Annotated in this window: 19 protein-coding genes; 12 read left to right on the top strand and 7 right to left on the bottom strand. The window is 60.4% G+C overall.

Annotated features, from left to right (window positions below; genetic code table 11):
- Nucleotides 1-3 precede the first annotated feature (3 nt).
- The 3 genes from AC3ITA_RS07515 (at nucleotide 4) to AC3ITA_RS07505 (ending at nucleotide 2,792) form a co-directional block, all read left to right on the top strand.
- The gene (locus AC3ITA_RS07515) at nucleotides 4-681 is read left to right on the top strand and encodes a response regulator transcription factor (protein WP_489279909.1); all 678 of its coding nucleotides are present in this window, start codon (nucleotides 4-6) and stop codon (nucleotides 679-681) included.
- 142 nt (nucleotides 682-823) lie between these two features.
- On the top strand, nucleotides 824-1,273 hold the full coding sequence (locus AC3ITA_RS07510) for a Spy/CpxP family protein refolding chaperone (protein ID WP_095945480.1): 450 nt from the start codon (nucleotides 824-826) through the stop codon (nucleotides 1,271-1,273).
- A gap of 175 nt (nucleotides 1,274-1,448) precedes the next feature.
- Nucleotides 1,449-2,792, top strand: coding sequence for a sensor histidine kinase (locus AC3ITA_RS07505; RefSeq protein WP_095945481.1), 1,344 nt, complete (start codon nucleotides 1,449-1,451; stop codon nucleotides 2,790-2,792).
- 119 nt (nucleotides 2,793-2,911) lie between these two features.
- Here AC3ITA_RS07505 and AC3ITA_RS07500 read toward each other — a convergent pair whose 3' ends face one another.
- Nucleotides 2,912-3,478: an NAD(P)H nitroreductase gene (locus AC3ITA_RS07500; protein ID WP_095945482.1), complete on the bottom strand. Its 567-nt coding sequence runs from the start codon at nucleotides 3,476-3,478 to the stop codon at nucleotides 2,912-2,914.
- A gap of 121 nt (nucleotides 3,479-3,599) precedes the next feature.
- On the opposite strand from AC3ITA_RS07500, the gene AC3ITA_RS07495 reads away from it, so the two are divergent.
- Complete coding sequence (locus tag AC3ITA_RS07495; RefSeq protein WP_095945483.1) at nucleotides 3,600-5,054, top strand: TrkH family potassium uptake protein; 1,455 nt, start codon at nucleotides 3,600-3,602, stop codon at nucleotides 5,052-5,054.
- Here AC3ITA_RS07495 and AC3ITA_RS07490 read toward each other — a convergent pair.
- A complete protein-coding gene (locus AC3ITA_RS07490; RefSeq protein ID WP_095945484.1) occupies nucleotides 5,011-6,072 on the bottom strand; it encodes an AraC family transcriptional regulator in 1,062 nt (353 codons plus the stop codon). The two genes, AC3ITA_RS07495 and AC3ITA_RS07490, sit on opposite strands and share 44 nt — an antisense overlap.
- Nucleotides 6,073-6,231: 159 nt before the next feature.
- Between AC3ITA_RS07490 and AC3ITA_RS07485 the strand changes: the two genes are divergently transcribed.
- Entirely contained in the window at nucleotides 6,232-6,543 is a 312-nt protein-coding gene (locus tag AC3ITA_RS07485; RefSeq protein ID WP_095945485.1) for an Mpo1-like protein, read from the top strand.
- 27 nt (nucleotides 6,544-6,570) lie between these two features.
- Entirely contained in the window at nucleotides 6,571-7,161 is a 591-nt protein-coding gene (locus tag AC3ITA_RS07480) for an HD domain-containing protein (protein ID WP_150673501.1), read from the top strand.
- A gap of 145 nt (nucleotides 7,162-7,306) precedes the next feature.
- Here the strand turns inward: AC3ITA_RS07480 and AC3ITA_RS07475 are convergent, their stop codons facing one another.
- Nucleotides 7,307-8,122 carry a UDP-2,3-diacylglucosamine diphosphatase gene (locus tag AC3ITA_RS07475; RefSeq protein WP_095945487.1) on the bottom strand — a complete coding sequence of 272 codons (816 nt, stop codon included), beginning with the start codon at nucleotides 8,120-8,122 and terminating at the stop codon, nucleotides 7,307-7,309.
- Nucleotides 8,123-8,256: 134 nt separating this feature from the next.
- On the opposite strand from AC3ITA_RS07475, the gene AC3ITA_RS07470 reads away from it, so the two are divergent.
- On the top strand, nucleotides 8,257-9,015 hold the full coding sequence (locus AC3ITA_RS07470; RefSeq protein WP_489279906.1) for a helix-turn-helix transcriptional regulator: 759 nt from the start codon (nucleotides 8,257-8,259) through the stop codon (nucleotides 9,013-9,015).
- A 77-nt stretch (nucleotides 9,016-9,092) separates the two neighbouring features.
- Nucleotides 9,093-9,986, top strand: a complete 894-nt coding sequence (locus AC3ITA_RS07465) for a DMT family transporter (RefSeq protein ID WP_095945489.1) — start codon at nucleotides 9,093-9,095, stop codon at nucleotides 9,984-9,986.
- Here the strand turns inward: AC3ITA_RS07465 and AC3ITA_RS07460 are convergent.
- The 4 genes from AC3ITA_RS07460 to recQ form a co-directional block, all read right to left on the bottom strand.
- Nucleotides 9,980-10,267, bottom strand: coding sequence for an Rdx family protein (locus tag AC3ITA_RS07460; RefSeq protein WP_095945490.1), 288 nt, complete (start codon nucleotides 10,265-10,267; stop codon nucleotides 9,980-9,982). The genes AC3ITA_RS07465 and AC3ITA_RS07460 overlap by 7 nt on opposite strands.
- 33 nt (nucleotides 10,268-10,300) lie before the next feature.
- Nucleotides 10,301-11,530, bottom strand: coding sequence for a type IV pilus assembly protein FimV (locus tag AC3ITA_RS07455; RefSeq protein WP_489279904.1), 1,230 nt, complete (start codon nucleotides 11,528-11,530; stop codon nucleotides 10,301-10,303).
- A 127-nt stretch (nucleotides 11,531-11,657) separates the two neighbouring features.
- Nucleotides 11,658-12,092, bottom strand: coding sequence for a MarR family transcriptional regulator (locus AC3ITA_RS07450; RefSeq protein WP_489279903.1), 435 nt, complete (start codon nucleotides 12,090-12,092; stop codon nucleotides 11,658-11,660).
- 119 nt (nucleotides 12,093-12,211) lie between these two features.
- Complete coding sequence (gene recQ, locus AC3ITA_RS07445) at nucleotides 12,212-14,338, bottom strand: DNA helicase RecQ (protein ID WP_095945492.1); 2,127 nt, start codon at nucleotides 14,336-14,338, stop codon at nucleotides 12,212-12,214.
- A gap of 402 nt (nucleotides 14,339-14,740) precedes the next feature.
- Here recQ and AC3ITA_RS07440 point away from each other — a divergent pair, with 402 nt between their 5' ends.
- The 4 genes from AC3ITA_RS07440 (at nucleotide 14,741) to AC3ITA_RS07425 (ending at nucleotide 25,998) form a co-directional block, all read left to right on the top strand.
- Nucleotides 14,741-15,328, top strand: a complete 588-nt coding sequence (locus AC3ITA_RS07440; protein WP_008051200.1) for a UPF0149 family protein — start codon at nucleotides 14,741-14,743, stop codon at nucleotides 15,326-15,328.
- 10 nt (nucleotides 15,329-15,338) lie between these two features.
- Entirely contained in the window at nucleotides 15,339-15,734 is a 396-nt protein-coding gene (locus tag AC3ITA_RS07435; RefSeq protein ID WP_095945493.1) for a YbaN family protein, read from the top strand.
- 163 nt (nucleotides 15,735-15,897) lie between these two features.
- A complete protein-coding gene (locus AC3ITA_RS07430) occupies nucleotides 15,898-20,478 on the top strand; it encodes an immunoglobulin-like domain-containing protein (protein ID WP_489279901.1) in 4,581 nt (1,526 codons plus the stop codon).
- Between the two features lie 474 nt (nucleotides 20,479-20,952).
- Entirely contained in the window at nucleotides 20,953-25,998 is a 5,046-nt protein-coding gene (locus AC3ITA_RS07425) for an immunoglobulin-like domain-containing protein (RefSeq protein WP_489279899.1), read from the top strand.
- The last annotated feature ends 43 nt before the right edge of the window (nucleotides 25,999-26,041 follow it).

Here is a 26,041-nt window from a genome sequence, read left to right as displayed (position 1 = left end):
GTCATGAGCGAGCTGTTACTTATTGATGATGACCAGGAGCTGTGTGAGCTCCTGAGCAGTTGGCTGAGCCAGGAAGGGTTTCAGGTACGTGCCTGTCACGACGGCCAGAGCGCACGCCGCGCGCTGGCCGAAACCGCCCCGGCGGCCGTGGTGCTGGATGTGATGTTGCCCGACGGCAGCGGCCTGGAACTGCTCAAGCAATTGCGCAGTGACCACCCGGATTTGCCGGTGCTGATGCTCTCGGTCCGGGGCGAACCCCTCGACCGCATCCTCGGCCTGGAACTCGGCGCCGACGATTACCTGGCCAAGCCCTGCGACCCACGGGAACTGACCGCCCGCCTGCGCGCAGTCCTGCGTCGCAGCCACCCGGCGGCGGTGTCCAGCCAGATCGAACTGGGCGACCTGTGTTTCAGCCCGGTGCGCGGCGTGGTCAGCATCGATGAACAGGAATTCACCCTCACCGTCTCCGAAAGCCGCCTGCTCGAAGCCTTGCTCAAGCAACCCGGCCAGCCCCTGGACAAACAGGAGCTGGCGCAGATCGCCCTCGGCCGCAAGCTGACCCTGTACGACCGCAGCCTGGACATGCACGTCAGCAACCTGCGCAAGAAGATCGGCCCACACCCCGATGGCCGACCCCGCATCGTCGCACTGCGCAGCCGCGGCTATTACTACAGCCTCTGAACCCCGTAGGAGCTGCCGCTTTGTCAGGTCAGCCGAAAATCATGTTTACCAAAGCTTTACCCTCCGCTGACCGCCGCTGACCTTGATCTGCGTAATCTGTACTCATCCGGAACGTACCGGGAACGAGACAAGGAGATACACCATGCGCAAGACTCTTATCGCTCTGATGTTCGCTGCCGCCCTGCCGACCGTTGCCATGGCCATGCCTGAAGGCGCGGGCCCCATGGATGGGTCGATGGACGGTTCGCGCCACGGCGGTCAGATGCACGGCATGCACGGCAAAGGCCCGTACAGTGAACTGGACCTGAGTCGCGAACAGCGCGAGCAGATCCGCAAGATCATGGGCGAGCAGATGCACGAGCGTAAGCAACTGGTAGACAAGTACCTGGAGAAGCTCTCGCCAGCCGACCAGAAAGCCATGAAAGACGAGATGGCGGCCAACCACAAGAAAGCCGAAGCTGACGTGCGCGCAGTGCTGAAACCGGATCAACAGAAGAAATTCGACGAGATCCAGAAAAAACAGGCTGAACGTCGCGCCGAGTGGGCGGAGTTCAAGGCCTGGAAAGCGCAACAACCGCAAAAGGCGCAATAATGCGCTGACCCCGGACCCAACGGTTTTTCACCGCTGGGTCTGGCACCACACTACTCACTGTGGGAGCGAGCCTGCTCGCGATGGCGTTCTGTCAGTCACATCGATGTTGAATGTGCCGACGCTATCGCGAGCAGGCTCGCTCCCACATGGATTTGTGATCGTTTGAGGATTTTCCGTGCGTTCATTGTTCTGGCGTATCCTGGCCAGCTTCTGGCTGGCCATCGCTCTGGTTGCAGGGCTTTCCATCCTGCTCGGGCACATGCTCAACCAGGACGCCTGGATTCTCAGCCGCCACCCGGGCCTCAACACACTGGCCGAAGAGTGGACGCAAACCTACGAAAGCCAGGGCGAAGACGCCGCCCAGGACATTCTCCAGCAACGCAAACGCCAGTATCACATCGACGTTCAGGTGCTTAACGAAAGCGGCGATCCGGTGGTGCGCGGCACCTTCCCCAAACGTGCGGCGGCCTTTGAGGCGCGCCAGAACAAGGATGACCGGCGCCTGCCATGGCGGCGTCTGACCGATGAGTTCACCAGCGAAAAAACCGGTGACACCTACCTGTTCATCTACCGCATCCCGCATCCGGAACTGAACGCCTGGCACCGCGAGAGCCTGCTTTGGCCGCTCAGTGCCCTGGGAATCGCCCTGGTGGTGCTGACACTGTTCAGCCTGCTGGTGACCTATTCCATCACTCGCCCGCTCAGCCGTCTGCGCGGAGCGGTGCATGACCTTGGACAAACCACCTATCAACAGAACAGCCTGGTCAAACTGGCCAACCGTCGCGATGAGTTCGGCGTCCTGGCCAACGACTTCAACCGCATGGGCGCGCGCCTGCAAAGCCTGATTGGCAGTCAGCGACAACTGCTGCGGGATGTGTCCCACGAACTGCGTTCGCCCCTCGCCCGCCTGCGTATCGCGCTGGCACTGGCCGAACGGGCCACCCCGCCGGAACGGGAACAGCTGTGGCCGCGCCTGACCCGCGAGTGCGACCGACTGGAAGCACTGATCAGCGAAATCCTGGTATTGGCGCGGGTCGACTCCGATAACGCCAGTGCCGAAGAGGTGGACCTGAACGCCTTGCTCAATAGCCTGCAAAAGGATGCGCAACTCGGTTCACCCGAGCAACTGGTCCACCTCGAAGCCGAGTCGCAGCTGAATCTGAAGGGCTGGCCGACCATGATTGAACGGGCCGTGGACAATTTGCTGCGCAACGCCCAGCGTTTCAATCCGGTGGGTGGCCTGCCGATCGAAATGCAGGCGCTGCGTCAGGGTGAGCGGATCGTCGTGACCGTGCGCGATCACGGGCCTGGGGTCAGTGCCGAATATTTGAACCAGCTCGGTGAGCCGTTCTATCGGGCACCGGGGCAGACAGCAGCCGGACACGGCCTGGGCCTGGCCATCGCCCGCCGCGCGGCGGAGCGACATGGCGGCAGCCTGGTGCTGGCCAATCACCCGGAAGGCGGGTTCATTGCCAGCCTGGAGTTGCCGTTGGTGCCGGGGGCTGTCGTACAGCCCTGAGCCGGCTCAGAACCACCCGGATCTACTGTAGGAGCGAGCCTGCTCGCGAAAGCGGTGTGCCAGCCAACTCAATACTGGATGGACCGACGCCTTCGCGAGCAAGCTCGCTCCTACAGGGTTTACGGTCTACCCGGCCAGGCGCTGACGAATTCTGCGAGATCGACTTTCTCGGCCACTCGCGGCTCTTTCTGCGGCGTGCCCAGATACAGGAAGGCAATCACCTCTTCCCCCTCAGCCAAACCCAAGCCCTTGGCCACATGGGCCGAGTAAGCCAGGTCACCGGTACGCCACACCGCACCAATGCCCTGGGCATAGGCCGCGAGCAATATCCCGTGTGCCGCACAACCCGCCGCCAGCAACTGCTCGGACTTCGGATATTTGGCGTGATCCTGCACGCGAGCAATCACGACCACCACCAAGGGGGCCCGCAACGGACCATTGCGCGCCTTGTCGAGGGCCGCTTCGCCGACTTCGCTGTCTTGCAACTTCGCCGCTTCGGCCAGCAATTCGCCCATCTGCTCACGCGCCGCGCCTTCCACCGTCAGGAAACGCCAAGGCTGCAAGTGACCGTGATCCGGAGCGCGCATGGCAGCGCCAAACAGCACCTCGCGCTGCTCGGCAGTGGGTGCAGGGTCAATCAGTCGTGGAACGGAAACACGGTTGAGCAAAGCGTCGAGAGCCTGCATCGGCCACCTCCTGAAAAATTTGTGCGGCTATTCTAGCGGTAACTGCCGCGACAGTGCCGGTTTACATGCCCTGCCCCGCAGGTAGAATGGCGCCCTTTCCACTATCAGCCGAGCGGACCTCATGGCGTTGCCGACCTTACGGATCATTGGTTTCATCATCGGCATCTTCCTGATCACGCTGGCGATCTCCATGGTCGTGCCCATGGCCACGCTGGTCATTTTCGAGCGCACCAGCGATCTGCCGTCGTTCCTCTGGGCGAGCATGATCACCTTTGTCGCCGGTCTGGCGCTGGTGATTCCGGGGCGCCCCGAACACATTCACCTGCGCCCCCGGGACATGTACCTGCTGACCGTCAGCAGTTGGCTGGTGGTGTGCATCTTCGCCGCGCTACCGTTCCTGCTGACCCAGCACATCAGCTACACCGATTCATTTTTCGAAAGCATGTCCGGCATCACCGCCACTGGCGCAACCGTACTCAATGGCCTGGACACCATGTCCCCCGGCATCCTGATGTGGCGCTCGTTGCTGCACTGGATCGGCGGCATCGGTTTTATCGGTATGGCGGTGGCGATCCTGCCGCTGTTGCGCATCGGTGGCATGCGCCTGTTCCAGACCGAATCGTCGGACCGCTCGGAAAAGGTCATGCCCCGCTCGCACATGGTGGCGCGTTTGATTGTGGCGGCCTACGTCGGCATTACCATTGTCGGCAGCCTGGCGTTCTGGTGGGCCGGGATGAGCCTGTTCGACGCCATCAACCATGCGATGTCGGCGATTTCCACCGGCGGTTTCTCCACCTCCGACCAGTCTTTGGCCAAGTGGCCGCAACCGGCGGTGCACTGGGTCGCGATCGTCATCATGATTCTCGGTGCCCTGCCGTTCACCCTGTATGTCGCCATGTTGCGTGGTAACCGTCGGGCGCTGATCAAGGACGAACAGGTTCAAGGCCTGCTCGGCATGCTGCTGGTGACCTGGCTGGTGCTCGGCACCTGGTATTGGTGGACGACCCAGCTGCATTGGCTGGAGGCGTTGCGGCATGTGGCGCTGAACGTGACGTCGGTAGTGACCACCACCGGTTTTGCACTGGGGGACTACAGCCTGTGGGGCAATTTCTCGCTGATGCTGTTCTTCTACCTGGGGTTTGTCGGCGGTTGCTCCGGCTCGACCGCGGGCGGTATCAAGATTTTCCGCTTCCAGGTGGCCTATATCCTGCTCAAGGCCAACCTTAACCAGCTGATTCACCCGCGGGCGGTGATCAAGCAGAAGTACAACGGTCACCGCCTCGACGAAGAAATCGTGCGGTCGATCCTGACCTTTTCATTTTTCTTCGCAATCACCATCTGCGTGATTGCACTGCTGCTGTCGCTGCTCGGCGTGGACTGGATGACCGCCCTCACCGGCGCGGCCAGTACCGTGTCCGGTGTAGGCCCGGGGCTCGGCGAAACCATCGGCCCGGCGGGCAACTTCGCCACCCTGCCGGATGCCGCCAAGTGGATTCTCTCGTTCGGCATGCTGCTGGGCCGACTGGAGATCATTACGGTGTTTGTGCTTTGTATTCCGGCATTTTGGCGTCATTGATCGCTTCAGCTGATTGCATCAGCCGCATCCGGTACTCGCCGGGTGTGGCATCGAACCAGCGGCGGAAAGCACGGAAAAAGTTGCTCGGGTCGGCAAACCCCAGCAAGTAGGCAATTTCCAGCAAGGTCATGGTCGGTTGCGCCAAATACTGCTCGGCCAGTTCGCGCCGGGTATCGTCCAGCAGTGCCTGAAAACTCGTGCCTTCTTCCTGCAAACGCCGTTGCAAGGTGCGCTGGGACAGATGCAGCGTCTGCGCCACGGTGTCGCGCTTGGGTTCGCCTTGGGGTAGCAGGCGACACAACACCTGCCGCGCCTTGTGGGTCACGCGGCTTTCGGAAAAACGCGCCAGGTACTCGCCGGCAAAGCGGTCATGCAGCAACGCCATGGCTTCGTTGGCCGTCGGCAGCGGCGCTTCCATATCGGCGCGTTCGAAAATCAGCGCATCGAAAGGCGCGTTGAACACCAGCGGTGCATGGAAGGCTTGTTTATAGGGTTCCAGGTTGGCCGGCTCGGCGCCTTGCAACAACACTTTGCGTGGTTGCAACGTACGCCCGGTCAACCAGCCGCACAGCCCCAGGGCACAGGCCAGCGAAGCTTCGGCGCTTTGCCGGGTCGGCGGCAGATGATCGCCATGCACCGTCAGAATCAGCGCGTAACCTTCTTCCAGTAGTTGGAAGCTCAGGTCGGCACTTTCGGCGATGATCCGCTGATAACGCACCAGACGCTGAAAGCCTTCGGCCAGGGTCCGGCTGGACATCAAGGCGTAACCGGCCACATGAAACTGCGCCGGTCGCACCACCTTGCCCATGTTCAGGCCGATGGCCGGGTTGCCGGACAGCTCGACCGCGCGCTGCCACAGCCGTGTCATGGAGTCTTGCGTGAAGCGTGCGTCGAGATCATCCAGTGCCGCGTAGTCGAGTCCCAGCTGCTTGAACAGAACCCGGCAATCCAGGCCGTCCATCTCCAGCGCTTTGACAATCCCCATCGCCCAGCTTGCAGAAGTCGTTCGTTCGCTCATGGCGTTTTCTTACATGGTGGCCGAATGCTACGGCTATTGACCGAAGGATACTAAAGTGGCGCCTATTGTCACTGGCTGATGCCTTTGATCACTCTAGACTCAAATAGGCTAGCCGCAGAACAACTTGCAGCAAGAACAATAACCACAGAGATCGCAGTCGTGGAAAACGTCAAACGATTCAACAGCTTCGCTGAGTTCTATCCTTACTACCTCAGTGAGCACAGCAACAGTACCTGTCGCCGTTTACACTTTATCGGCACCACCCTGGTTATCTTGATTCTGACGCTGACCATTGGTCGCGGAGCCTGGATGCTGTTGTGGACCCTGCCGCTGGCAGGCTACAGCTTTGCCTGGGTCGGACATTTTTTCTTCGAGAAGAACCGCCCGGCAACGTTCCAACATCCCATCTATAGCCTGCTCGGCGATTTCGTCATGTACCGGGACATGATCCTGGGGCGCGTACCGTTCTAGCTGACACCCGTCACAAGAGAGTTGCCCATGAATGCCAATGCCCGCTTCACCCACATGAAGGACGGCACACAGGAAGACTGGGCGATCATCGCCGCGGACTTCAGCGCGTACGCCCGACAATTGCCGACAAGGATCGTGGCGCACCTGAAACTGCTGGAGGGTGATTTTGGCGGCTTCCCGGTGGATCGTCTGACCCACTCCCTGCAAACCGCCACCCGCGCCTGGCGCGATGGCCGCGATGAAGAGTACGTGGTCTGCGCCCTGCTCCATGATATCGGCGACACCCTGGGCTCCTACAATCACCCGGACATCGCGGCGGCGATCCTCAAGCCGTTCGTCAGCGCCGAGAACTTGTGGATGGTGGAAAAGCACGGGATTTTCCAGGGCTACTACTTCTTCCATCACCTGGGCATGGACCGGCATCTGCGCGAGCAATTCCAGGACCATCCGCAGTACCAGGCGACCGTCGAGTTCTGCGCCAGGTACGATGCGGCGGCGTTTGACCCGGCGTACGACACGCTGCCATTGAGCTTTTTCGAACCGATGATGGAGCGCCTGTTTGCGCACCCCAGAAATTCGATCTACAAGGCGGCGATGCAGGAGCATTCGCCAGCCTGACAGATCCAGCGGGACCGCTTCGCGGTCCATCGCGAGCAAGCTCGCTCCTACAGGGTTTTGCGGCGCGAGCAGATTCTGTATTCAGCAAAAATCAACTGTAGGAGCGAGCCTGCTCGCGATGAGGCCCGCACAGGCACATTGATCATCAGGCCAACTCTGCAACCCCGGCCGCCTTCAACTGCGCCTCGCGCGCCTGGGCATCCGCCAACCGGTACAGCTCGATCGAACCATCCCAATGCTCGATCAGCGCGGTGCACGATTCCACCCAGTCGCCGCAATTGAGGTAGTCCACCTCGCCGACCTTGCGAATCTCGGCATGGTGAATGTGCCCGCACACCACCCCGTGCAGTTCGCGCTTGACGCATTCATGGGCGATGGCTTCCTCGAAGTCGCTGATGAAGCTGACTGCGGTTTTCACCTTGTGCTTGAGGTAGGCCGACAGCGACCAGTAGCCGTAGCCATATCGCGCGCGCCAATGATTGAGCCAGCGGTTGAGGGTCAGGGTGAATTCGTAGGCCGAGTCACCGAGAAACGCCAGCCAGCGGTGGTAACGGGTGATCACATCGAACTGGTCGCCATGGATCACCAGCAGATGCCGGCCGTCGGCGGTGACGTGCACGGCTTCGTCGACCAACTGGATGTTTCCCAGGATCAGTTTCGAATAGCGGCGCAGGAATTCGTCGTGGTTGCCGGTGACATAGATCACCTCGGTGCCACGCTTGCTCATGGTCAGCAGGCGGCGGATGACGTTGGTGTGCGCTTGCGGCCAGTACATGCCGCCGCGCAGTTTCCAGCCGTCGATGATGTCGCCCACCAGGTAGATCTTGTCTGCGTGGTAGCCCTTGAGAAACTGCGACAGGTGTTCAGCCTGGCAATCCCGGGTGCCCAAATGCACATCGGAAATCCATAAAGTCCGTACACGTTGCTTACGGGTGGGTTTGGCGAGCTCGGCGCTGGTCATGGGCAACCCTCTGGCAAGTTTTGCCAAGTCTGCCCCGAGCCGGTTAATGGTCCATGACAGCACCAAGTCAGTCCTGTGACAGCGCTTGTTGGCCCGCTCGGTGTAGACTGATGCCCTGAACCGGGAGACCCGCGATGAGACCGATCCTCACGCTTCGCCAATACAGCCATGATCTGATCGTCCATAGCCACGAACACGCGCAACTGGTGTTCGGGCTTTCGGGCGCGCTGGATTTCGAGGTCGACGGCCGTGGCAGCCAGGTGGTCCAGCAGAGCTTCGTGGTGGTCCCCTCCGGAGCGCATCACGCCTGTGGCAGCGCCAATGGCAGCCGCTGCCTGGTGCTGGATGTCCCCGGCGAACAATGGGTCGCCCAGTCGTTGGGCGATCACGCCGAGCCCAGCCGACGCCTGCTCGACAACGCCGGGCGCCTGCCCCTGGACGCCGGGCAAAGCCAATTGGTCAGTTGGCTGGCGAACAGTCCGGTGGATGATCCGCTGATCGCTCAACAAGGCGCGGTGCTGTTGCTGGCCAGTCTCAACAATGCCAGACCCGAGGCTGTCGGCGGTCGGCGCCTGCCCTATGCGGCGCTGAATGCACACATCGATCAATACGCGGCGTACCCGTTGCAAGTGGCCGACCTGGCCCGGGTCGCGGGCCTCTCCAGTGCCCGTTTGCATGCACGGTTCATGGCCGAATGCGGGCAGACGCCGATGGATTACATCCGCAGCCGACGCCTGCACATCGCGGCGGGCTTGCTGCGTAGCTCGGCGCTGCCCATCGGCGAGGTTGCCAGCCGCGTCGGCTACAGCTCCCAGAGTGCCTTCGCGGCGGCGGTGCTGCGCGAGTTCGGGGTATCACCCGGAAAACTGCGGCGCGAGGCTGGCGACAAATAACGCGAGTTTGCCGACAGACTTGATGAGCCAATACGCGCTTCAATGAGGCCTCTGTTCGTTTGTCGTTAAGGATTGCAATGACTCCCCGTACCGCCCTTGGCGCCTTGCATATCGGCGCATTGATGTTCGGCCTGACCGGCGTATTCGGCAAACTGGCTGCCGCGTCCCCGGCGATTATCGTATTCGGCCGTGCCGCGTTTGCCGTGCTCGCACTGGCGTTCTTTGCACGGTTCGCCAGCCAGACACGCTGGCAGAAACTCGAAGCGGTGGACTGGCGTCGGCTGCTGCTCAGCGGCTTGTTGCTGGCCGGGCACTGGGTGAGCTTCTTCATTGCGGTGAAAGTCGCAGGCGTGGCGATTGCGACGCTCGGCTTCGCCAGTTTCCCGGCCTTTACCGTGATCCTCGAAGGGCTGATCTTCCGCGAGCGCATTCGCGCCAATGAAATTGTGCTGGTGCTGCTGGTGAGTGTCGGCCTGGTGTTGGTCACACCCGATTTTGACCTGGCCAGTGGCGCCACCACCGGCCTGCTGTGGGCCGTGGGTTCCGGGTTGTTGTTCGCCTTGCTGTCACTGACCAACCGTGCCAGTTCCGGGCGAGTCCCGCCGGTACAGGCGGCGCTGTGCCAGAACGTGGTGGTTGCCCTGTGCCTGCTGCCGGTGGCGGCGCCTCAATTGAGCGAAGTGCGTGCCATCGACTGGCTGTGGATCGGCCTGCTTGGTGTGTTCTGCACCGGTGTCGCCCACAGCCTGTTCGTCGCCAGCCTCGCGGTGATCAAGGCACGCACCGCCGCCGTGGTGTTTGCCCTGGAGCCGGTCTACGGCATCACCGTCGCGTGGCTGCTGTTCAACGAAAACCCGACCCTGCGCATGTTGCTGGGGGGCGTGCTGATCATTGTGGCAATTGTGGTGTCCAGCCGGTTCGCGAGCGGTTCAAGCAAGACAGCCATTGCAGCCGAGGCCGCGTCTCACTGAGTGCGGTCGTTGTGCCCCAGGTCGCGGTCCGGGTCGATCTGGTCGCGGACCCGCTGCTTGAGCACTTTGGCCTCGGGGAAGCCACCGTCGGCCTTGCGCTCCCAGATCTGTACGGCGTCACAGTAGATATGAAAGACCCCGCCGGTGCCCGGCACCAGGGAGACTTTGCCCAAATCATCACCAAAGGTGCTGAGCAGTTCCTGGGCCAGCCAGGCCGCACGCAACAGCCACTGGCATTGCGTGCAATAAGTGATGACGATTTCCGGTTTGCTGACGGCCATGATGGAACGTGACTCCAGAGTTTGACGACACCGCTATGATAGCCCGACCGGAGGCTGTCGAGACGGCGGAGCGAATTGCGCTTCCAACTCGAACCCAGGCTCGATCACGGCCAGAGCAGCCGGCTGCGGGTTCCCGCCTGGGCTGATCACGTCCCAATTCGACGCCATGGATAGCTCATCCAGGTTGAGCCGGTACTCATCGTCAGTGGTGGATTCCCCGGTTATCGCCAGACCCGGAACCACCGCCACGGCAGCAGCGACCGAGGTGGAACGACTGCTGTCGGCCCACTCCAGCTCATCGTTGGCCGGCACCACGACTGGTTGCCTGACGGTGGGCCACGTCACAGGCTCGGTAAAAAGCTCCGCCAACGGTTCAGGCTGCGACGGCAGCGCCTCTGAAGCTGCGGCCTGATACTGCTGGTGTCGACGGCGAACAAACCAGCCCAGCGCCAGCAACGCCATCACGCCGGCAATCGGCAACCAGCCAATCCCGGGGTTTTCAGCAATGGCGGGGGCTGGCGCCGCCACGTCGGATGCAATGGGTTGCGCCTTTACCTTTTTGAGTTCCGCCAGTTGTGTTTGCAGTTCAGCCAACTGTTTTTTCTGGTCGGCGATCAGCTCATCCTGGCCTTGAAGCTTCGCGCTGAGCTCATCGACCGTGGTTTGCAACTGATGGTTTTGCAGGGTGCTGGCGGCCAGTTGCTCGACTGCGGGATCAACCACGGCGACGTCCGTTTCGGGCAGCGCCTTGGCCACGGGTGACGGTGCCACGACCGGTTGAACACGGGGGAATGCTGACGCAGAGGAACTCGAAACCGGTTCATCGGCGGCCGGAACAACACTTGGGGAACCCGGCGGATCGATGAGTACCGTGTACTCACGCAGCAATCGCCCATTAGGCTGATTGAGCTGCACGAGGAAATTCAGGAAGGGTTCACTGACCGGCTTGCCGGAGGTCACCTGGATCACGCTGCGATTACCACGCAGCACCGGGGTGAACGTCAGGTTGTTGAGGAAAAATGCCCGGTCGACCCCGGCACGGCTGAATTCGTCCGCCGTTGCCAGGCTCACCGACAGCTGGTTTTCCTCCACGCCAGCGGCATCCACCAGTGCGATGTCGGCACGCAGCGGTTGATTCAGCGCCGAATGCAGGGTGATTTCACCCAGGCCCAGCGCAGGCGCCCATGCCGAGTAAGTGACAGCGGCCCCGGCCAGCAACCACTGAGAACCACCGCGTAAAACCAATCGCCAACACTTGAGCATGAGCATCCTTGAGATCTACAGAAACTACACGTACGCGTTCGTACATCCGTTACGAACACGATATGGCCGAGTAGTTCTTATAGTTTGCCCAATGCGCTATCTCAAAAACCTGGCGTTCGGTTATGCCTCAAGACTTTTCAAGATTGCCCAGGATGAGCCCGTGAACCCGCATGCACACCTTCAAATCCGCCTCATCGACGCCTTCGAACAGTTCGTGACGCAGTTGCGTGGCAATGGTTTCAATTTGTTCGATCAGGGGACGCGCCGGGGCGCAGAGCACGATTTTCTTCGCCCGACGGTCTTCCAGCACTGCCTGGCGTTGCACCAGGCCCTGGCTTTCCAGACTGTCGAGCAAACGGGCCAGGGTCGGGCCTTCAACGCCAACGCTTTGTGCCAGCTCACGCTGGGTCGGTGCTTCTTCGAAACGGGCCAGGTGCAGCAGCACCAGCCAGCGCGCCTGGGACAAGCCCATGCCCGCCAGTCGGCGGTCCAGTTCGGCACGCCAGCCACGGGACATCTGGGCCAATTGCATGCCAAAGCGGTGTTGATCGGTTAACGGCATAAAACACTCATGATCAGACTAAAATAAATAAAAGCTAATTATTAGTCAGCTAAGCATGAGCCTCGACTTGAGGCAAGGCTTGATCTGTAGTGAATCGTTACATCAGCACTACGGATGTCTCAAATCTCGAACTCCGACTGCAACGCCGCCCGAACGCAGTACAACACCCCTTCCGGCACCCGGCCCGCGAACAGCGCGGCGATCTCGGAAACCGGCGGCAACTCACCTTCGCCGTCGAGGAAGGCGTCCTGCACTTCACCCATCAGATCTTCAGGCAGATCCAGCGCCTGTTCCAACGACAACTGCTGCTTGCCGATCGCTTCGGCCAGCATGGTGTAGACGTTCTTTTCCGAGCACTGCAACTGACCGGCGATCTGCACCGGCGTCATCCCGGCCCGCGCCAATGTGATCAGTTCGTGACGCACGTCGGCCACCGGTTTCGGCGCCTCGACCTGGCCGCCGAGCACTTCGAGGAAGGCCTCGCCGTAGCGCTCCAGCTTGCGCGCGCCGACACCGCTGACCCTGGCCATTTCCGCCAGCGAGGTCGGCTGGCTGCGCAGCATTTCCAGCAAGGTCGAGTCGGGGAAGATGACGTACGGCGGCACGCCATGTTCTTCGGCGAGTTTGCGACGCAGGGCGCGCAAGGCTTCCCATTGTTCGCGCTCCTCGCCACGGACCAGTTGGCTCGCCTGGCTCTTGCTGCTTTTCGCCACGGTTTGCGCCTTGAGATCGCGGCGCAACTCCAGGGTCACTTCACCCTTGAGCAGCGGCCGGCAACTGTCGCTCAGGCGCAGGCCGCCGTAGCCTTCAAGGTCGATGTCCGCCAGGCCACGGGCCACCAGCTGGCGGAACAACGAACGCCATTCGCCCTCCGCCATCGTCTTGCCAACGCCATACACCGACAGGTGCTGATGGCCGAAGCTGCGGACTTTTTCGTTGTCCTTGCCCAGCAACACATCCACCAGGTGCCCGACGCCATAGCGTTGACCGGTGCGATAGATCGCCGACAGCGCCTGACGCGCAGGCTCGGTGGCATCCCAGGTCTGCACGCCGTCGACGCAGTTGTCGCAGTGGCCGCAGGGCTCGGGCATGTCTTCGTCGAAGTAGGCCAGCAGCGTTTGCCGACGGCAGCGGGTTTCTTCACAGAGCGAGAGCATGGCGTCGAGCTTGTGTTGCTCCAGGCGCTTGTGACGCTCGTCGCCCTCGGAGTTCTGCAGCATCTGCTTGAGCATCACCACGTCTTGCAGGCCGTAGGCCATCCAGGCATCCGCCGGCAGGCCGTCACGGCCGCCGCGACCGGTTTCCTGGTAATAGGCCTCAAGGGATTTCGGCAAATCGAGGTGCGCGACAAAACGCACGTTGGGCTTGTCGATGCCCATGCCAAACGCCACGGTGGCGACCATGATCAGGCCTTCCTCATTGAGGAAGCGTTTTTGATGGTAGGCCCGCAAATCGTTGGGCAAGCCGGCGTGGTAGGGCAACGCCGGGAAGCCTTGCTCACTGAGGAACGCGGCGACTTCCTCGACTTTCTTGCGCGACAGGCAATACACGATGCCCGCATCGCTACGGCGCTCGGCGAGGAACGCCAGCAACTGCTTGCGCGGTTGTTCCTTGGGCACGATGCGATAAAAGATGTTCGGCCGGTCGAAGCTCGACAGGAAGCGCTCGGCGTCTTGCAGGTGCAGTCGGGTGACGATTTCTTCCCGGGTGCGCTTGTCGGCCGTGGCGGTCAGGGCGATGCGCGGCACGTCGGGGAACATTTCCGCCAACTGCCCCAGCTGCAGGTATTCCGGACGGAAATCGTGGCCCCATTGCGACACGCAGTGGGCTTCGTCGATGGCGAACAGGGCGATGTCCAGCCCCTGCAGGAAGGACAGCATGCGCGGCTGGACCAGACGTTCCGGCGCCAGGTAGAGCATCTTCACTTCACCGCGGCGGATGCGCGCGGCGAGGTCGCGCTGCTGCTCGGCACTGAGGGTGGAGTTCAATGCCGCCGCCGCCACGCCCAGCTCTTCGAGGGTGGCGACCTGATCATCCATCAGTGCGATCAGCGGCGAGACCACCACGGCCAGGCCTTCGCGCAACAGCGCCGGCACCTGGAAGCACAGGGACTTGCCGCCGCCGGTAGGCATCAGGACCAGGGCATCGCCGCCGCTGGCCACGCGCTCAATGATTGCACCCTGGCGGCCACGGAAACTGTCGTAGCCGAAGATGTCCTTGAGGACGCGTTGAGCCTGTTCGAGCATAGAAACTCCAAAAATCACCGAAACATCCCTGCAAGGCTGGCTCAGAACCCGCAACGCCGCACCGACAAATCGTAAGTGCGCATTGCATGACGCTTTACATTTCAGCCGTGACGCCAGCAGGGCATCACAAAACGCGCGAGTATACCCGAGCCCCGTCCGGCAAAGGGCACCGCTGATAAGACACCGGCAAACCTGATGTGCAAAAAAACTGTGGGAACACTGTGGGAGCGAGCCTGCTCGCGATGAGGCCATCACAGTCAACATTGATTTCGCCTGAACCACCGCTATCGCGAGCAGGCTCGCTCCTACAGGGAATACGGTGCAAATATGCGGTGCGGCTGGCCCAAGCGCTCAAGAAGGCCTAGAATTCCCGCATCGAACATTCCCCAAGGTAGCCCTTTAATGTCCTTCGCTGAGCAACTAACCCGCCTGCAAGTCTTCCTCGACGCCGATGAACTGCATGACGAGGCGCTGGACTACGTGGCCGCCCACGGCTACCTCACCGCGCTGTCGATCTGTTCCGAAGTCGTTCCTGATCGTGAGTGGATCGACGCCCTCTTCGCCGAAGAGCCGCATTACAGCGGCGAAGCCCAGCGCGAAGAGATCGAAGCCACGCTGATCGGCCTCAAGGCCCACATCGCCCGCCAACTGGCCTCCGACGAAGAGTTCGAGCTGCCGTGCGACCTCGACCTGGGCGACGACCCGGACGACTCCGAACTGCGCGGCTGGTGCATCGGTTTCATGGAAGGCGTATTCCTGCGCGAAGCGGCCTGGTTCGAAAGCGCCGAAGAAGAAGTCAGCGAAATGCTGCTGCCGATCATGGTCGGCTCGGGCCTGTTCGACGAGCAGCCGGAGTTCGAAGACATCGCCAAAGATGCCAACCTGATGGACGACATGATCGTGCAGATCCCGGAAGCCCTGACCGCGCTGTACCTGCTGTGCAACGCACCAGACGAAAAACCGGCGATCCTCAAGCCCCGTCACCACTAAGATCCGGCCTATGGACAACCCCATAGGCAACCGCCCCCTGATGTTGCGCTACGGGCTGCTGGCCATCGGCTGGCTGAGCGTGGCGCTGGGGGTGATCGGGATTTTCCTGCCGGTATTGCCCACCACCCCTTTCCTGCTACTGGCGGCCGCCTGCTTCGCCCGCAGTTCGCCGCGCTTTTATCAATGGCTGGTCGAGCATCCACGGCTTGGCCCCTGGATTCGCGATTACCTCGACGGTAACGGCATCCCGCTCAAGAGCAAGGTCTACGCCATCGGCCTGATGTGGGCGAGCATCCTGCTCTCCTGCTACCTGGTAGCGCAGCCCTGGGCAAGGGGTTTCATGCTGACCAGTGCGGTGCTGGTGACGGTTTACATACTGCGGCAGAAGACCCTGCAAAGACCGTGAAATACCCCCTTCGCGCCCTGTCTGTATCACCCTCCCCCCTGGCTGCAGATCTCGCTACCACTCATCGGAAACCCCTCCAAACCTGTCAGATCTGACAGTAGGCAGCCCCACCCCTTCAGGCTTTAAATCACTCCGTCCCCTTCCCTCGACCGGAGTCCCGCCCATGGCCTCGTCCCGTTCCCCCGACAACCACATCAACCTCCTGCGCGAGCTGGACATTCCCGGACGCACCAGGGAGCCGATCTCCAGCAATCCGGATGTCTGGGGCCTGAACATCGCGGCGGTGCTGGACAACTTCCCGCGCCATGGCCTGCAATGTCTGGCCGGCCCGTGGGGGGTCATGGGCCAAGGCGACCGCCTGGCAATTTTCTGGGGCCTAGGCAATCAGGTGCTGCAAAAGACCGTGGACGTTTCAGAGGTCAACACGGAACTGCGGATGTTCGTGGAGGCACGGCACATCCTTGCCGGCAACGTCGATGTCTCCTACGCCGTGACCCGTCTGGGCCAGACGGCCGAGCCCTCCGAAGTGATGAAGGTGTTGGTCAAACTCACCCGCCCCGGCGGCAAGGATGACAACGACACGCCGGGCCACTCCAAGCTGATCATGCACATTCCCCGCGAGATTCTCGAGGGTGGCATCGATCAGGACAACGTGGCCGATGGCGTCGACATCGGGATTGACCTCTACCCGGACATTAGCCCCGGCGATGTGATCCGCCTGAGCTGGGGCGGCGTTTTCGTGCTCAACCCGCCCCTGACCCAGGATCAGGCCGACGGCAAAACGCCTATCGTCATTCATGTCGACGAGGCCACGATCCGTGACGCGGGGGACTCTGACAGCACCGGGTTGGTGGTGGTGTTCGAACTCTACGACAAGGTCGACAACCGCTCCGAGGACTGGAGTGCCGCCCAACGGGTGGTGGTCAGCATCGACGCGGCGCGCCCGGAGGCGCCACTGCTCGAGGAAACGCTTAACAATGTGCTGGATCTCGACAAGCTGGGCGATGCCGAGGGCACCGGGCAAGTCATTGCCATGGACAAAAAGTTTTTCGCGGTGGGCGACACCATCTTCCTCAAGCTCAAAGGCACGCCGGTGGAAGGGACACCGATCGACCAGGAACTGCCGGGCAAGGTCCTGGAGAGCGTTCCTACCATCCTTGAAATATCGATCGACAATGCGCTGCTGCGACGCCTGGCCAAGACCCAGATGGTGCTGTCGTACCGCATCCAGAAAGCCGATGGCTCGGCCGAATTTCATTCCAAAGGGCAGTTCATCAGCGTCATCGGCGAACTCCAGCGCCTCAAGGCGCCAATCGCCAAAGACGCCTCGCAAGGGGCACTCGATCCGGACCTGCCAGACACGCGCATCGAAATCCCGTTCGATGCTTCGTTCGAGGCCGGTCAGGCGATCAAACTGTTCTGGCTCGGCACCCTGCCGGATCTCACCCCGTCCCTGCCCGACCTGCCATTGCGCCCCATCACCCATGGCGATATCAGCGCCGGAGAGTCGCTGTACATCACCGTTGACGGCGTCCACATCAAGCCCCTGGAAGGCGGGACGCTGGAGCTCTATTACCAATTGCTGAGCGACGACAGTGTGCTGGCCAAGCTGGATCACTACAGTGCGCTCAATGCGGTCCGCGAGTCCGAACATGCCGCACTGCTCAATGTTGGCGAGCCGCGCCTGGAACTGCCGCCGCCGACGGTAGCCGGTGTGGTCGACAACGTTCTCGACCCGGACCGCAACGGCACCACGCTGACCGCCACCTGGCTCAATACCCTGGCCAACGACACGGTGACACGCGAGTGGGTGGGGTCGAAAACCGGCCTGTCCAGCGACTTCGTCACCCTGAGCTCGATCACCGCCGGTAAACCGGTGCCCTTCCCCATCAGCGCCGATTTGATCAAGGGCAACGAGGGCGGCACCGTACGGGCGAGGTACTTCGTCGAACGGGCGGGGGAACGCACCCGGCATTCACAGCCACTGGACTTCAGTGTGGGCGCGGCACTGGCGCTCGACCCGCCGAAAATCCGGCAAGCCGAACCGGACGGCAAAACCTTGCTCCCGATGAACGCCGTGGAAGCGCTGACGGCCGAGGTGCCGCCGGAAGGGTTGCTGCTGACCGACCTGCTGAGCGTGACCTGGGCCGCGGCGGCCGGCAGCCATGCCGAGGGCTCCCACACCACCGAAGCCAGGCCGATCAGTGAGACGAGTCTGAACATTGAACTGCCGGTCACGGTGCTGGCGTTCAACCTGGGCAAAACGGTGACCGTGACGTTTACCGTTACCCGTGACGGCAAATCTGTTACGTCGTTGCCGTTGAGCCTGGCGGTCGGTACCTTGCCGGTTGACGCGCTGAACTCACCGATCATCACCGATGCCGACGACAACGGTGTCCTGGATGTCAGCGCGCTAGGCAGCAACGCGACGATCCATGCACGGGATTGGCCGCTGATCGCGGTCGGTCAACAGGTGTGGATGAGCCTGGCGGGCAAGAAAGCGAATGGTGATGACCATGACCATACCGTCTGGGCCGGAGGAAGTAGCTATGTCAACAGCACCTGGTTCGCGCAAAAATACTGGCCAAGACCGGTCGCCAAAAGCTACTTCAATGAATTGGCCGACGGCAGCCGCTTGACGCTGAGCTTCAAGGCCGCGCTGGATAAAAGCAATGTCGAGGCCAAGGCGCTGGTGTTCGCGGATCAGGTCTATACGATCAAGGCCTTCGAGGTGGTGACGCCGACGATCACCAAGGCCGAAGACTCCAAGGGCGATGAAATTCCTCAAAACGGCACCACCGCCGACACCGCCGTCACCCTCACGGGGACCGCCAGCAAGGGCCAGCAGGTCGAGGTGTTTGACGGCACCACCTCCAAAGGCAAGGCGACGGCCGACCTCACGACCGGTATTTGGACCCATCCCATGACGGGCCTGAGCCTGGCCGCCCACAGTTTTACCGCCAAGGCGCTGTATGGCAGTGGCCAGGTTTCAACGCCGCCACGCACCCTGACCGTCACGGCTGTGGCAGCTCCGACCATCACCAAGGCCGAAGACTCCAAGGGCGATGAAATTCCTCAAAACGGCACCACCGTCGACACCGCCGTCACCCTCACGGGGACCGCCAGCAAGGGCCAGCAGGTCGAGGTGTTTGACGGCACCACCTCCAAAGGCAAGGCCACGGCCAATGTCACAACGGGAATCTGGACCCTGACCGTCAGTGGTCTGGCGGTTGCTGCACACAGCATCACCGCCAAAGCACTCTATGGTGCGGGCGCCTCGTCAGCGGCAAGAACCTTCACCGTCACGGCCGTGGTGGCCCCGACGATCACCACGGTGAAAGGCTCGCCCAGCAATGCCGACATTCCGGCGAACGGTTACACCGTGGAAACCGCCGTGGTCTTGACCGGTACAGCGAGCAAGGGCCAACAGGTCGAGGTGTTTGACGGCACCGTTTCCAAAGGTAAGGCCACGGCCAATGTCACAACGGGAATCTGGACCCTGACCGTCACCGGCCTGGCGGTTGCTGCACACAGCATCACCGCCAAAGCACTCTATGGTGCGGGCGCCTCGTCAGCGGCAAGAACGTTCACCGTCACGGCGGTGGTGGCCCCGACGATCACCACGGTGAAAGGCTCGCCCAGCAATACCGACATTCCGGCGAACGGTTACACCGTGGAAACCGCCGTGGTCTTGACCGGTACAGCGAGCAAGGGCCAACAGGTCGAGGTGTTTGACGGCACCGTTTCCAAAGGTAAGGCCACGGCCAATGTCACAACGGGAATCTGGACCCTGACCGTCACCGGCCTGGCGGTTGCGGCGCACAGCATCACCGCCAAAGCACTCTATGGTGCGGGCGCCTCGTCAGCGGCAAGAACCTTCACCGTCACGGCGGTGGTGGCCCCGACGATCACCACGGTGAAAGGCTCGCCCAGCAATACCGACATTCCGGCGAACGGTTACACCGTGGAAACCGCCGTGGTCTTGACCGGTACAGCGAGCAAGGGCCAACAGGTCGAGGTGTTTGACGGCACCGTTTCCAAAGGTAAGGCCACGGCCAATGTCACAACGGGAATCTGGACCCTGACCGTCACCGGCCTGGCGGTTGCGGCGCACAGCATCACCGCCAAAGCACTCTATGGTGCGGGCGCCTCGTCAGCGGCCAGAACCTTCACCGTTATTCCGACGCTGGTGATTGATCCATCTCCTGTAAGCTTGAACGGAATCCGTTTGAAGGCTCAAGACTGGCCGAAAACAGGAGCTGACGCGCCTGGCACTACAGCAACCAGGACTGCGACCGGTGGCCGGCCTGCATACACTTACTCGTCTAGTAACCCCTCCGTGGCATCCGTTAATCCATCTAGCGGGAAAGTAAAAAGCGAAAAAAATGGAGTTGCCACAATTACTGTGGCCGACCAAAGCGGTCAACGTGCTTCCTACAGCGTCAACGTCTCGAACGTATATGACTTAGTTGTAAACAACAACTTAATTGACTGGACGCAAGCGTACCAGTGGAGGGATGCAACAGGTGTACGAATTCTGACTAGTAGCATGGCGAACGCTCTATTCATCGAGAATATCAATACAAAGGCACCCTATCCACTTGCGTTCTACTGGCCAGGAGATACGCAGGATTCCATGGCTTGCCCAGCATACCAAGGAACGATATTCCAAAAAGCCGCCGGCGTTATTCATTGCCAAAGTATCTACGATAGAGCCGGGGCTTGGGGGGTAAAGAGCACTTGACTTTTTAATGAGCGATATACGCCCCCCCCATATACCTTAGATACTATGAACAGACGTCCACCCGTTTACAATCGTTTCCCGCGTTTGCTTGCCTTAAATAGGAAGCGATGAAACGGAAAAACGTGAGTCCATCTCAAACACCATCCCCATACGGCGATGGTGTTTGAGGCTTGCTCCTAAAGCTGGCGATTTTTCGATGGAGGAAGATTAACAAAGCGACTTATTGCGCGGGATAATGCCGTCCCAGGAAAGTGCTCCCCCCCGCTCAATACGTCCCACATAGGTTTTGCCTGGATGCTTCTCCAGCCTCAAACAGCCGATTGATGGTTCGAGCTGCTTTGCGCTACCCCCTACCACTCATCGAAAACCCACCCCAACCTGTTATTTCTGACAGTAGCCAACACCTCCGCCCTGGGGCCCAATCGAACGATCTATTCGTACCTGAATAGCATCACATCGACGAGGGCTTTTTCCATGTCGCATTTCCGCTCGTTTCTGTTTCCGGTTTTCCCGGCCGCCATTTCCCCTCTTGCTCTACGCCCCTTGCTGATTGCCGGCATGACGCATCCGGTCGTTGACGGTGACGGTGGCCTCAACATCCACGCCGTCGAAGAGTACCCCGAAGGCATTTTGTGTGCCGTCAACGCTTACAGCTTTCCAATGCTCGACGGCGATACGCTGGATATCTACTGGGGCACCGAGAAGCTCCTTACCCGGATTGTCGAGCCAGATGAAATCGACAAGACCGTGTTTTTTTTCCTGCCTGCCGAGGCTATCGTTTCCGGCTGGGTCGAGGAGGTCTACTACGTGCTGACCCGTCAGGGTGAACCCGTACCCGATGATCCGGCCGTGCCGTTGCGGTTGTTGGTGAAACTGGATCGGCCGGCCGGGCGCGACAAAGACCCTCATCTACCGGGCCATTCCGAATTGCATATTGCGCAACTGCCGGAAGACGTGATCAAAAACGGCGTGGATGCCGAGTGGGCGCAAAGGGGTGTGCCCATGACCATCGGCGTGTACCCGAACATCGCCGTGCGCGATGTGGTCCAGGTGAAATGGGGCAGCGCTTATCTGGCACCTCACTTTGTCACGACGGCACAAGTTGATGGCTCCGAGCCTATCGTGATCACCGCCACGCAGGCCGACATACTGGCGGGCGGCGACAGCGCGGCACTGATGGTGCAATACGAGGTCCACGACGAAGTCTGGAACTACTCCGAACAATGGTCGCAAGCCACCACCGTGCGGGTGGAGGCAGGCGCCTGGCGTCTGGACCCACCGATGATCCGGGAGTCGGACAACGGTGTGATCGACCTCAAGAAACTGAACCAGAAAGACGTGACAGTACAAGTCCTGGTCGTGGGCACTGATTTCGACCTGGGCGATACGGTCACGATGACCTGGATCGGCACGCCGCTCACTGGCAACCCGCTGATTCATACCGAATCATGGACCGTGGACAACATCCCCAGTGTCAAGGATTTCATGGTGCCTTACGCCGAGGTCCGCGCCATCGCCATGGGCTCGGCCGACGCCTCCTACGTCTTGACCAAACGCAATGGCGGCCCACCGCTCTCCTCCAAACGCGCCTTCGCCAGTGTGATCGGCGATGTGTATGCGCATCCGGCACCGACCATTCGGGAGCTGGTTGGCAACCTCCTCGAACCTGACAACTCCATTGCCACCGTAGACATCACTTACCCGGGAATGACCAACGGCGACTTCATCAACCTGAGATGGCTGGGCACCCGATCCAATGGTCAGCCCTATGTCCATGGCGAGGAGTACACCGTCAGCCAGGGGGACGCCGAGCGCAAGAAGATCACGATTTACGTGCTGAGTGAACACATCGCCGTTCTGGCTGACGGCAAGCTGGATTTGTCGTATGTGGTGTCCAACGATAAAGCGGCAATTTATGGGGTCAGCGAATCCGAGCACCTGCTGGTCGATGTCAAGGCCATCCGGGCCACGCTGCCGGCGCCGAAGGTAGTGGAGGCCGACGACGACGTGCTGGACCCGTCAAAAATTTTCGATAACGCCACGGTACGGATCGAATACCTCGGGACGCTCAAAGGCGACATTCTGACGTATTACTGGACGGGTATCAGCGCTGGCAGCAGTACCAGCGACTGGCTACCGATCACGTCCGTCATTGCGGGCAAGCCGGTAAACTTCCGGGTCGACGCCTGGTTTGTCTCGGCCAACATCGGGCAGTACGTCAAGGTCAGGTACACCCTCAAACACGCCGGCACCGGCCTGACGAGTTACTCGGCGACGCTGAATCTGTTGATTGGTCAACTGGTGGGAGAGCTTCCGCCACCGAGGGTGATTCAGGCCCCGGATGACGAGCTTGATCCCATGAATGCGACCCAGGGCGTGGACGTATCGGTCGAATACGCAAACATGGATCCGGCACTGGACACCATTGCCTTGAAATGGCGCGGCACACCCGGTGCGGGCACATCGGAAGATCTGGAATTACCGGCAGACGCCAGTGGCCGGGTGAAGTTCTCTCTGCCGTCCTCTGTCGTAGGGCCGAACATCGGTAAAAGCGTTGCAGTGTCCTATGAGGTCAAGCGCTACAATTTCTGGAAACCCTCCGATTTGCTGACCCTCAATGTGTTGAGGTTTCAAGATCCCGATAACCAGCTTCCGCGCCCACAAGTGCCCCAGGCCCCCAACGGCATCCTTGACCTGATGACCTTTGCCGGCGACGCCAGAGTCACTGTCGATAAATGGCCATTTATCGCGCTCAAACAACGCATCTGGCTAAGGCTGCAAGGCAAGACCGCATCCGGTGCGACTCACACGATTGAACTGCTCGACGGTACGGAGATCACACAGACACAACTCGCCAACGGCCTCAATGAAACCCTCCTCAGATCCGAACTGTTGAAACTGGGTCATGCTTCACCGGCGACGGTGATCTGCAAGGTTGCCTTCGATGGCGACTCGCAGGAACACACGGCCATCGAGTTTCCGCGTCTGGCGCTGACCGTCAAAACCCGGTACGACTACCTGAGGCCGGAGATTACTGACGTGGCTGACCCGAAAGGTACGGTCGGCGAGGGCGAATCCACTTACTTCAGGCAAGTGACCATCACCGGGACGGCGACGCGGGGCGAGAAGGTTGAACTGTTTGACGGTTCCACGTCACTTGGACCCGTCGATGTTGATAATGGCGGCATCTGGACGAAGGTGCTGACCAATCTGATTGTGAAGAATTACCACATTCTCGCCCGTGCCCTGTATGACGCAGCCCCGGTGGACAGTCTGCTCAGGACATTTTCGGTGGTTGAGGCCGTCACTCCGACCATTACCGAGGTTACCGACGCCAAAGGCACAGTGGTCGATGGAGGAACGACCTATTTCAGATCCGTCACCGTCACCGGCACGGCCAGCCCCAATCACAAAGTTGAGCTATTCGATGGGGCAACATCGCTGGGTGAAATTCCAACCGGTAATGGCACTTGGACCCGTGTGATCAACTCACTGACTGTCAAGGCCTACAGCCTCACCGCGCGGGCAAAGTATGGTGAAGAACCGGTTTCCGAACCGCCCCGGACCTTTACCGTTGCCCGGGCCGATAAACCGATGATTGACAACGTTACCGACGCCAATGGCACAGTGCCCGAGGGAGGAACGACCTATTTCAAATCCGTCACTGTCACCGGCACGGCCAGCCCCAATCACAAAGTTGAGCTATTCGATGGGGCAACATCGCTGGGTGAAATTCCAACCGGCAATGGCACATGGAACCGTGTGATCAGCTCATTGGCTTTCAAGCCTTACACCCTCACCGCACGGGCACTGTATGGTGAAGAACCGGTTTCCGAACCGCCCCGGACCTTTACCGTTGCCCAGGCCGATAAACCGGTGATTAAAAATGTTACCGACGCCAAAGGCACAGTGCCCGAGGGAGGAAGGACTTATTACAGATCCGTCAGCGTCACCGGCACGGCCAGCCCCAATCAGACAGTTGAGCTATTCGATGGTGCAACATCGCTGGTTAAAGTTCCAACCGAGAATGGCACATGGACCCAAGTGATCAACTCACTGGCTGTCAAGACCTACAAACTCACCGCGAAAGCGCTGTATGGCGACGGAGCGGTTTCCGAACCGCCTCGGACCTTTACCGTGGCTGTGGCCAGTGCACCTAGAATCACCAATGTCAGCGACTCCAAGGGAACGGTGTCCAATGGCGGCACGACCTATGATCGATCCGTCAGGGTCACTGTTACGGCCAGCGCCAACAGGAAAATCAGGCTGTATGACAGCAATACCCTATTGGATGAAGGCTCTGGACCAATCTGGAACCTGACCATCAGTGAGTTGAGTCTCAAAAACTACAACCTCGTCGCCGTGGATGTGGATGAAGGCGGTTTACCGTCTTCGGCTTACAACTTCACCGTGTTGGAGGCCAGTGGTCCTGATATCACCAATGTCACTGACTCCAAGGGACCGGTGCCCAATGGCGGCACGACCTATGATCGATCCGTCACGGTCACTGTTACGGCCAGCGCCAACAGGAAAATCAGGCTGTATGACAGCAATACCCTATTGGATGAAGGCTCTGGACCAATCTGGAACCTGTCCATCAGTGGATTGAGTGAAAAAACCTACAACCTCGTCGCCGTGGATGAGGGCGATTTAACGTCTCCGACCCGGACCTTCACCGTGGCGACTCATGTCGCCCCGACAATCACGTCCGTCAGGGATTCCCGTGGCGAGCTGCCAGATGGCGGGAGCACCACCGATACGACCGTGAGCCTTCAAGGGAGTGTCACGCCCGACCATGAGGTTCAGATCCACGATAACAATGAGCCCAAACACATAGTGCGAGCCGTGGGGGACACCTGGAATGCTACCTTGCCTGTGGCCTTGGGTGGACATAGCATCACGGTGAAAGCGGTCAGCACCGGGCAGTTTTCCAATGCCCGCCGCTTTACCGTGAACACGGCGACCCCGCCGCTGAACTTCAATACCAGCCCGGTGACATTGGACGGGAAAATCTACTTGCTTCCCAATAACCCCGAAGTCCTTCCAGCGTTTGGCCCGGGAACATCGGTGCAACATCAGGCATCGGGAGGTGTGCCTGGGTACACCTATAGCTCCAGTAATACGGCGGTGGCGGTCGTCGATACCACGGGACTGGTGACGGTCAGAGGTCGCGGCACTGCTAACATTACGGTACAGGATGCGGTCAATCAGTCCTTGAGCTACACCGTAACCGTCACGGGTGTTATCCATTGCGTGGGCCTGGGAAGGGACACATGGGCCAGAATCAATACAGCAGCCACTCAAGCTGGGGCGCGGATACCCAGTTATGCTGAACTGTATGAACTTCATCAGGCGTATGGTTCACGTTGGCCCATGGGCAATGCACTTTATTGGTCGACAACCCAAGGCACCACTACTTGGCCATTTCCGAGCAGAAAATGTATGAACATTGTTACTTCCGCGAATGGCGACGTTCATGAACAAGGGGGGAGCACCGCCCTCGGTGTTGGATTTAGATAATCGCGCATAAAAAACGCCTCGCACATTGCGAGGCGTTTTTTTT

The sequence above is a fragment of the Pseudomonas sp. GL_090 genome, assembly GCF_057837765.1.
The sequence above is the reverse complement of the archived record's forward strand: the minus strand, read 5'-3'. Positions and strand labels throughout refer to the sequence as shown.